This is a genomic window from Limnohabitans sp. (assembly GCF_044361645.1).
GTDB lineage: Bacteria > Pseudomonadota > Gammaproteobacteria > Burkholderiales > Burkholderiaceae_C > Limnohabitans_A.
Map to the genome: position 1 here is coordinate 1 of NZ_JBIKIL010000224.1, position 7601 is coordinate 7601.

Sequence of the window (7601 nt, forward strand, 5' to 3'; positions counted from 1 at the left end):
GAGCGGAACCAGCAAAGGCGCGCTCAGCCAGATATTTGCCGAAGGGAGCAAGGCCACCGGCTCATCCGCGAGGGCGGACGGAGAGGCAGGAACCAAGCAATCCGAACAGTCATCGGGCTGGACGCAGGCCTCGCCCGCGTGCTCGCAAGCCGACGAGACGTCCTTACAGGCACAATGTTCGACCGCCAGCACGCCGACAGTCGCCCACAGAAAGAAGGCGAGGCAGGCGAAGAGTCTGGAACGGGCAAAGGCCACTGACGTCATATTTCTAGCCACCTGAGCGAAGTCAAGCAGGCCAAGGCATTACCTCGCGGCATCGGGGCATGAGAGACGTTCTGGTCATAGATCATGGTCATAGCCAGACCGGCCCACTCGATCTTTGGTAGAGTTTTAGGTAGCGTCGGAGCAACCAGACCCAGCGATCGACGGAGTAATTATCCAATTCAGCACATAAAACACGCGCAAAGCCCTTGATCGGACTCTACGCGTTAAAGTGGCGGAGAGGATGGGATTCGAACCCACGATACCCTTTTGGGGTATACCCATTTAGCAAACGGGCGCTTTCGGCCACTCAGCCACCTCTCCAGGTCCTTCGTTAATTCGAAGGAAGGTCAGTAATGGGGGGCTACGCGCTATGGTCAAGCCCAGGCCATCCACAGAAACGTTAAGCCTCCCGCGGCAAAGCGGGGCCACGCTTTACGCCCACCTTTACACTCCACTTACCCGCCCCGTGACTCCTAGATATCCGGATGCCTGCCCCGGCTACCTCCCACCCTGCCCGCACCCTCGGGCGGATAGCTTACTTGATCGGAACGATCCTACTGCTCGGGACCGTCGCGCGCGCCAATGAAGTCTTGGTACCTGGTATCACGGGTGCTCAACTCGACGGGGCCCTTAAGGGGCAGCTCCTGCTCGAAGAACTCAACTGCGTAGCCTGCCACGAATCGTCGCCGGCACTCGCGGCCACTTCGAAGAAAGCGCCGAGACTCAGCGGCATCGGAGCACGGATTCATCCCGACTTCCTCGCGGCTTACCTCCGCACTCCGCACGCCATCAAGCCGGGATCGACGATGCCCGATATGCTCGGGAAACTACCGGAGTCCGAGCGGGCCACCGCCGCCACGCAGCTGACGCACTTCCTACTGTCCCTCAAGCCGCCCACGTTCGCACCCCAACAGCCGGATGCAGTCGCGGCCGCCCAAGGAGAGAAACTTTTCCATAGCCGTGGTTGTGCGGCCTGCCATTCGCCGCGCGACGCCCAAGGGCACGAGACGATGGCCGAAACTTCGACGCCCCTCGGTAAGCTGGAGCAAAAATATAGTTTCAAGAGCCTGACGGATTTCCTGCGGCAACCGCACCTGAGTCGCCCCTCTGGTCGCATGCCGGACTTACGATTGCCGCCGCGCGAAATCGAGAGCATCGCCCATTATCTACTTCGGGATACACGCCTTCCGGGGCACTTGGCCTACACCATGTACCGCGGTCAGGTCTGGGAAGGACTTAAACATGAATCCATCGAACCCGAGCGGGCTGGCACAATTGACGATTTCGCGCTGACCCACCTCGAGCGGATACATCATCACATGGCGATCCGCTTCGAAGGCTGGATCAACCTCCCCGCAACCGGCCAGTATACGTTCTTCCTCAAAGCGAACGGCGGCGCCCTGCAGATTGACGGTAAAGATGTCCTCAGCCAAGTACCCCGCGATCGACGCGGGGTCGTCCAAGTCCAGGGCATGGCGTCGCTTGCGGCGGGCTGGCGTAAACTCCGGCTAGATTATTACCATACGGGCCGTGAACCCTCGCTGAACTTCGAGATGCAAGGCCCGCAATTCCCGCGGCAGACGATTCCGTCGGCGATGTTGTCGGTCTCGGATCAACCTATCGCCGCTTTCCAAAGACCCGTCGTCGACCGCGCCCTCGCCGACGCTGGCCGCCAGAAATTCGCCAGCATGGGTTGTGCGCGTTGCCATGATGACGTCGGCGTGACAGCGGCGCCCGCGATGCCCTTGGCCAAATTGAATCTCGAGCAAGGGTGCCTCAGCGGACAGCCCGGGGCCTGGGCCCACTTCGACCTCTCGGCCGATCAACGCGCGATGATTCGCGCCGCGTTGACTCGCCCCAGCGGCTTCACCGCCACACCCGAACAGTCCCTCCAACTGGAACTCACCCGTTTCAATTGCCTCGCCTGCCACGACCGCCGTGGGCTCGGCGGCATCGCTCCAGCTCGCAACGCACTCTTCACCGGCACCGCACCCGCCTTGGGTGATCAAGGCCGATTACCGCCGACGCTTTCCGACGTGGGTGCGAAGCTCACCACCACGGGACTCGAAGGGGCGCTCCTCCAAGGAGCACGGCCACGTCCTTACCTTGCGACGGCCATGCCGCAGTTCGGGGAAGCCCATATGCGCCCGCTGGTCGGACTCTTTAGTCAGGTCGACCACCTCGAGAAAGCCGTCCTGCCCGAAGTGCCCAACTTACAGGAATCGAAAAATGCCGGCTATGAGATGATGGGAGCCAAAGGCTTTAGTTGCATCGCGTGCCATGATTTCAACGGTCAGAAATCCGCCGGGGCCGGGGCCCTGGACTTGGTCGGGATGACCCAGCGCATTCAGAAGAACTGGTTCCACCTCTACATGCGCTCACCGCAGCGCTTCCACCCCGGCATCATCATGCCGAGCTATTGGCCGGGTGGCCAAACCCTGCGCCCCGATGTGCTCGGAGGAGATACCTCCCAACAGATTGAAGCCCTCTGGCAGTACCTCGAAGCCGGCACGCAGGCCAAGAATCCCCTCGGGCTTTCCCGTCAGTCCAAGGAACTGCGCGTGACGGACGTGGCCGAGCTTTGCCGCGGACGCAGCAATATCGGCTACCGCGGCATCGCCGTAGGCTACCCTGGTCGGATCAGCCTCGGCTTCGATTCAGAGGAGATGACCCTGCGACAACTCTGGAAGGGTGAGTTCGCCAATGTCGACTTAGGTTCCTTCCAGCCGCGAGCCCAGGATACGATGGTCCCCTTCCCGGCGGGCGTGCCGTTTCATCGGCTCAAATCCCTCGAGGACAATTGGCCCGCCAAGGGCAAGACCACCTTCGGCTTCCCGCAAAACCTCGGCTACCAATTCCGAGGCTATGACCTGGATGCGCTCCAGCGTCCGACCTTTCACTACGAATACGGCGAAGTGAAAGTGGCGGACTTCTTCGAGGACGTGCGCGGGAGCGACGGCAAGGCGTATTTCAAACGCACCCTCACCTTCACGGCTCCCAGCGGGACGGCCCCCTTCTACTTCCGCGCCATCAGTGGCGCCAAGGTCACCGCGACGGACGCCCAAACGTTCGTCGCTGCGAAATTAAAAGTCCGCCTCACGGGTGCATACCAAGGTATCGTGCGTGAAGATGAACTCCTCATTCCGCTCAGGCTACCAGCGGGCACCTCCACTCTCACCCTCGACTACCAATGGTAACGCTCCGCTCCGGCCTCGTCTGGGCGATGCTCGCCTGCGCACCCGGCCTCGCGGCCGAGGACTTAGGTGCCACGTGGGGCACCGCCGCCGCGGAGGCGAAGTATTACCCCATCGTCAACATCCCGATCCCCTCGACGATTCCGATGCGGCCAGGCGGCCTGGAAATATTGCCCGATGGACGACTCGCAGTGGGGACGCGCCGCGGCGACATCTACTTCATCCAAGGCGCTTTCTCCACGCCGCCGAAGCCGGAGTTCCACCTTTTTGCGACCGGTCAGGATGAGATCTTCTCACTCGCGTGGAAAGATGGCGCGATGACCGCAACTTCCTTCAGCGAAGTCCTGCGCATCCGGGACACCAAGGGCGACGGCGTCGCAGATCGCTACGAAACCCTCTCCAATAATTGGGGTTACGCCGAGGGCCATGAGTTTGCCTTCGCTTCCAAGCATGATCCGCAGGGCAATATCTGGGTGGCGTTGGGCCTCAGCGGATCGTACGAATCGCATAACCTTTTCCGCGGTTGGGCCGTGAAAATTACGCCTCAGGGTCAGATGATCCCTGTGTGCAGCGGCCTCCGCAGCCCCGGCGGTATCGCGGCCAATACCCAGGGCGAGATGTTCGTCATCGAGAGCCAAGGACCGTGGAACGGCTCTTGCTCGCTCAAGCATCTAAAACCGGGAGGCTTCCTCGGTCACCCGGCGAGTTACAATTGGTATGCGTTCACCAAGGACCTCAAAGAGCCCGTGAAGCCCAACAGCAACTCGCGGCTGCACCTTGAACGTAAACGCGTGAAAGAGCTCGTGCCTCCGGCGGTGCGCTTCCCGTATATCAAGATGGGGCGTTCGATATCGGGCTTCCGGCTTGATCAGACCGGCGGCAAGTTCGGGCCCTTTGCCGGTCAGTTCTTCCTCGGCGACTACACCTTGAGCATCCTCCTGCGCGCCACCACCGAACAGGTCAACGGAGTCTGGCAAGGCGCCTGCTACCCCTTCCGCGAAGGACTCGCCACTGGTACCATGAACGTGGAGTTCTCGCCGCAAGGCCAACTCGTCGCCGGTGGCTTCACGACCAATGCGCAATGGCCGGTGCGCGGCACCGAACCCTTTGCGCTCCAGCGCATCGACTGGAGCGGCGTCACCCCCTTTGAGGTAAAAGAGATCAACATCAAGCCCGACGGCTTCCTGCTTACGTTCACCCTACCCGTCGACCCCGAGACCGCGGCCAACCCGGAAAGCTACGACATCTCGACCTACACGCATATTTTCCAGGCGGGTTATGGCAGCCCGGAAGTCGATCAGACCAAGCCCAAAGTACTCAAAGCCGTGCCCGCGGCGGACGGGCTGTCGGTCCGGCTCACCCTGGAGCGAATCGAAGAGGGCCATATCCATGAATTCGGTTTCGCGAAGATCCGCGCCCAGACTGGCACGCCCCTGCTCCACACCAAGGCGTATTACACCGTCACGAAGTAAGCGGCGACAGCACCTCTCATGAAATTACTCCGACTCGCCGCCCTGTTCTGCAGCCTGCATGGCCTAGCCCATCCGGTACCCGAGAACCCACAATGGCTGACTTATGACGGCGGTGAAGGCCCGGGTAAAGGTAAGCACATCGTCCTCATCGCGGCTGACCAAGAATACCGGAGCGAGCAATCCATGCCCATGTTAGCGAAGATCCTCAGCACCCGTCATGGCTTCGATTGCACGGTACTCTTCGCCTTGAGCGACCAAGGTCTCGTCGACCCGACCATGCCGGTCTATCCCGAGAAAGGCAAAGAGAAGGAGTTCAAGACGCACCATATCGCTGGCCTTGAGCATCTCGCCTCGGCGGATCAGGTCATCTTCTTCTGCCGCTTACTCACGCTGCCCATGTCGGAGCGAGAGCTCATCGTGAAGTATGTGGATTCCGGCAAACCCTTCATTGCCTTGCGCACGGCCAATCACGGGTTCCACGCGCAGTTGCCTTATAAGATCGACGGCAAGCAGGTTAAATGGGGGGAAGACATCCTCGGTGGCAGTTTCCGCGGGCATCATGGACGCTACCACGCTGACTCTACCCGTGGCCTCATCGTCGAGAGTCAGAAAGATCACCCCATTCTCCGCGGGGTAGAAGATATCTGGGGCAACTCCGATGTGTACCGCACCTACAAAGAAGGCGGCAGCCTGCCGAGTGGCTGCACGGCGCTCGTCTGGGGCCAGCCGCTCATGGGACGGAAGCACGATGATCCGCCCAACCCGAAGCTCGAAGCCCTGCCTGTGGCGTGGTTCAAGACTTGGCGGACCAGCGGCGGCCAAGATGCCCGCGTCTTCCAATCCACCATGGGCAGCGGGGATGATTTCCGGAGCGACGGCCTGAGGCGACTCGTCATCAACGCCGCCTACTGGGGCATGGGCATGGAAGCCGCCATCACACGTGATCGTTCGGTTGAACTCGTCGGCACCTACGAGCCCCTCGGCACGGGCTTCGATTATAAACGCCTCGGCATCGTCCCCAAGCCCGTCTCGGCGTATAAGTGAGCGGCGGGAGGGGGGGAACACCTCACCAAAGAAGCCAGATTCCCTGCTTTGATAAGCTGACGCGGGTTCGGTCAATCGGGCTCATGCATCTGCTCTACGTCGACGAAAGCGGCGACACCGGCCGCCACAACCCACAGAACCACACCTTCGTGCTGTGCGGACTGATGATTCATCACGCCGACTGGCATGAGGCAAGGTCCGACCTGCTGGAGATGAGAAGCCGGATGGAGCAGATATTCGGATTACCGAAGGCAGCGGAGATCCATGCGAGCGAACTATTGGGACGCAGCCCTTCCCGCTTCGGACTAGACCGCACCGCACGCATTAAAGCGGCACTCCATCAGGTAGAGATGATCCGACGGCAAGGCTCACTGTTCGCCGTCCGCGTCATCGTCGACAAACGGCGCTTCCGTGGCGACATTCTGACGACCGCATGGCACCAGATGCTCAGCGCGGCTAAGTCAGTCGCGACCTCCTCCGAGCATGCTCGATGCTCTTCGCCCGGCATCATCGTAATCTGTGACGACCACCGCACGGCACCAGGTAGCGGGTGGCTGGATTCGGTGCAGAAGTCTCTGGACATGGAGTCCATCCTTCTGGATCAGCCTTTTGGACGAGACTCAAGGGCCAGCGATTTTCTCCAAGCCTGCGACATGCTGGCCTATCTGACGAAGCAAACGGTCGAACCTGCCGGCTTCTTCAGTAGGAATAATTCCAGATGGCTCGTAGAAAGATGCGAGAGAATGTTCGGCGAAAGAGGGCTAAGCTTTCATCCAGAATGGAAAGGGGGCGCCTAAGCGCCCCCTGGTAGGAATCTCGGCGGGTCTTAGCCGCCTACACACCTGAAAGTAAGAATGAGAATAGCCGAGTGTGCCGCAAGAATGAAGTCGTAGGGGGAAACAAGGATACGGCTGGAAGGGCCAACCAAGTCGGGGGTGCGATTCATCGTGCACTACCAAGCAGGTTCTGGCGACCGCGAACACAGATCCACAGGAGGGCGCAGCGGAGCTACGCCCCTACCCTCGGCCGCGCTGCGGCGGCCTGAAATCAGAAAGGACAGCACGTGGTGCTGTCCCTACCCCGCGGCAGACTATGTCGTGACGCGGTCCCGACCATGCCGCAGAGGGCTTAGCGCGCGATATCGTTCCGGCTGAGCACGGTGATGCCGTGGCTGGACAGCACGGATGCCGCGAGTTCCTGGGCTTCGGTGCGTACGACGAGTCCATAGCGACCATTCGGACGGAACAAGAAGGGGTAGACGTAATGGATATTGATCTCCGCCTTGAGCAGGACGCCGGTGACGTCCTTCAGCTGGGCCTCGGACTGGAGCTCGATGGCCACGACGGGGACGTCGTCATGGGCGAAACGATGCTCGTCGAGGATCTGCTCCGCGCGCTCGGGATAGTCGACCACGATACGGATGATGGTCGAGTCGGTGGTATCCACCAGACAGAGGGCCATGATGTGCACATCTGCTCCGGACAAGGATTCGACGAGCTCGTTGAGGCGTCCGACCTTGTTCTCGACGAAGATGGAGAACTGGCGGACAGGTCCGAGGTCAGGTTGCTGGGAGAGTTCGGCGGCCATCGATAAGGACTATGCCATAACCTGGCGGTTTCTCCAGCCC

At 60.8% G+C, this 7601-nt stretch carries 6 protein-coding genes and 1 tRNA gene; 4 read left to right on the forward strand and 3 right to left on the reverse strand.

Annotated elements, in window-relative coordinates; all coding sequences use genetic code 11:
* On the reverse strand, nucleotides 1–264 hold a 264-nt coding region (locus ACIQ39_RS19350), incomplete at its 3' end, for a hypothetical protein (RefSeq protein ID WP_396436205.1).
* A gap of 230 nt (nucleotides 265–494) precedes the next feature.
* Nucleotides 495–585 (reverse strand) — tRNA-Ser (locus ACIQ39_RS19355).
* 218 nt (nucleotides 586–803) lie between these two features.
* Here ACIQ39_RS19355 and ACIQ39_RS19360 point away from each other — a divergent pair.
* From ACIQ39_RS19360 to ACIQ39_RS19375, 4 genes are all read left to right on the forward strand, one after another.
* Nucleotides 804–3461 carry a c-type cytochrome gene (locus ACIQ39_RS19360; RefSeq protein WP_396436206.1) on the forward strand — a complete coding sequence of 886 codons (2658 nt, stop codon included), beginning with the start codon at nucleotides 804–806 and terminating at the stop codon, nucleotides 3459–3461.
* Complete coding sequence (locus ACIQ39_RS19365) at nucleotides 3455–4930, forward strand: hypothetical protein (protein ID WP_396436207.1); 1476 nt, start codon at nucleotides 3455–3457, stop codon at nucleotides 4928–4930. The genes ACIQ39_RS19360 and ACIQ39_RS19365 overlap by 7 nt, the downstream gene beginning before the upstream one ends.
* Before the next feature lie 18 nt (nucleotides 4931–4948).
* Complete coding sequence (locus ACIQ39_RS19370) at nucleotides 4949–5974, forward strand: ThuA domain-containing protein (protein ID WP_396436208.1); 1026 nt, start codon at nucleotides 4949–4951, stop codon at nucleotides 5972–5974.
* A gap of 83 nt (nucleotides 5975–6057) precedes the next feature.
* Nucleotides 6058–6771, forward strand: a complete 714-nt coding sequence (locus tag ACIQ39_RS19375; RefSeq protein WP_396436209.1) for a DUF3800 domain-containing protein — start codon at nucleotides 6058–6060, stop codon at nucleotides 6769–6771.
* 331 nt (nucleotides 6772–7102) lie between these two features.
* On the opposite strand, the gene ACIQ39_RS19380 is transcribed toward ACIQ39_RS19375, so the two are convergent.
* A complete protein-coding gene (locus ACIQ39_RS19380) occupies nucleotides 7103–7561 on the reverse strand; it encodes a hypothetical protein (protein WP_396436210.1) in 459 nt (152 codons plus the stop codon).
* Nucleotides 7562–7601: the final 40 nt, after the last annotated feature.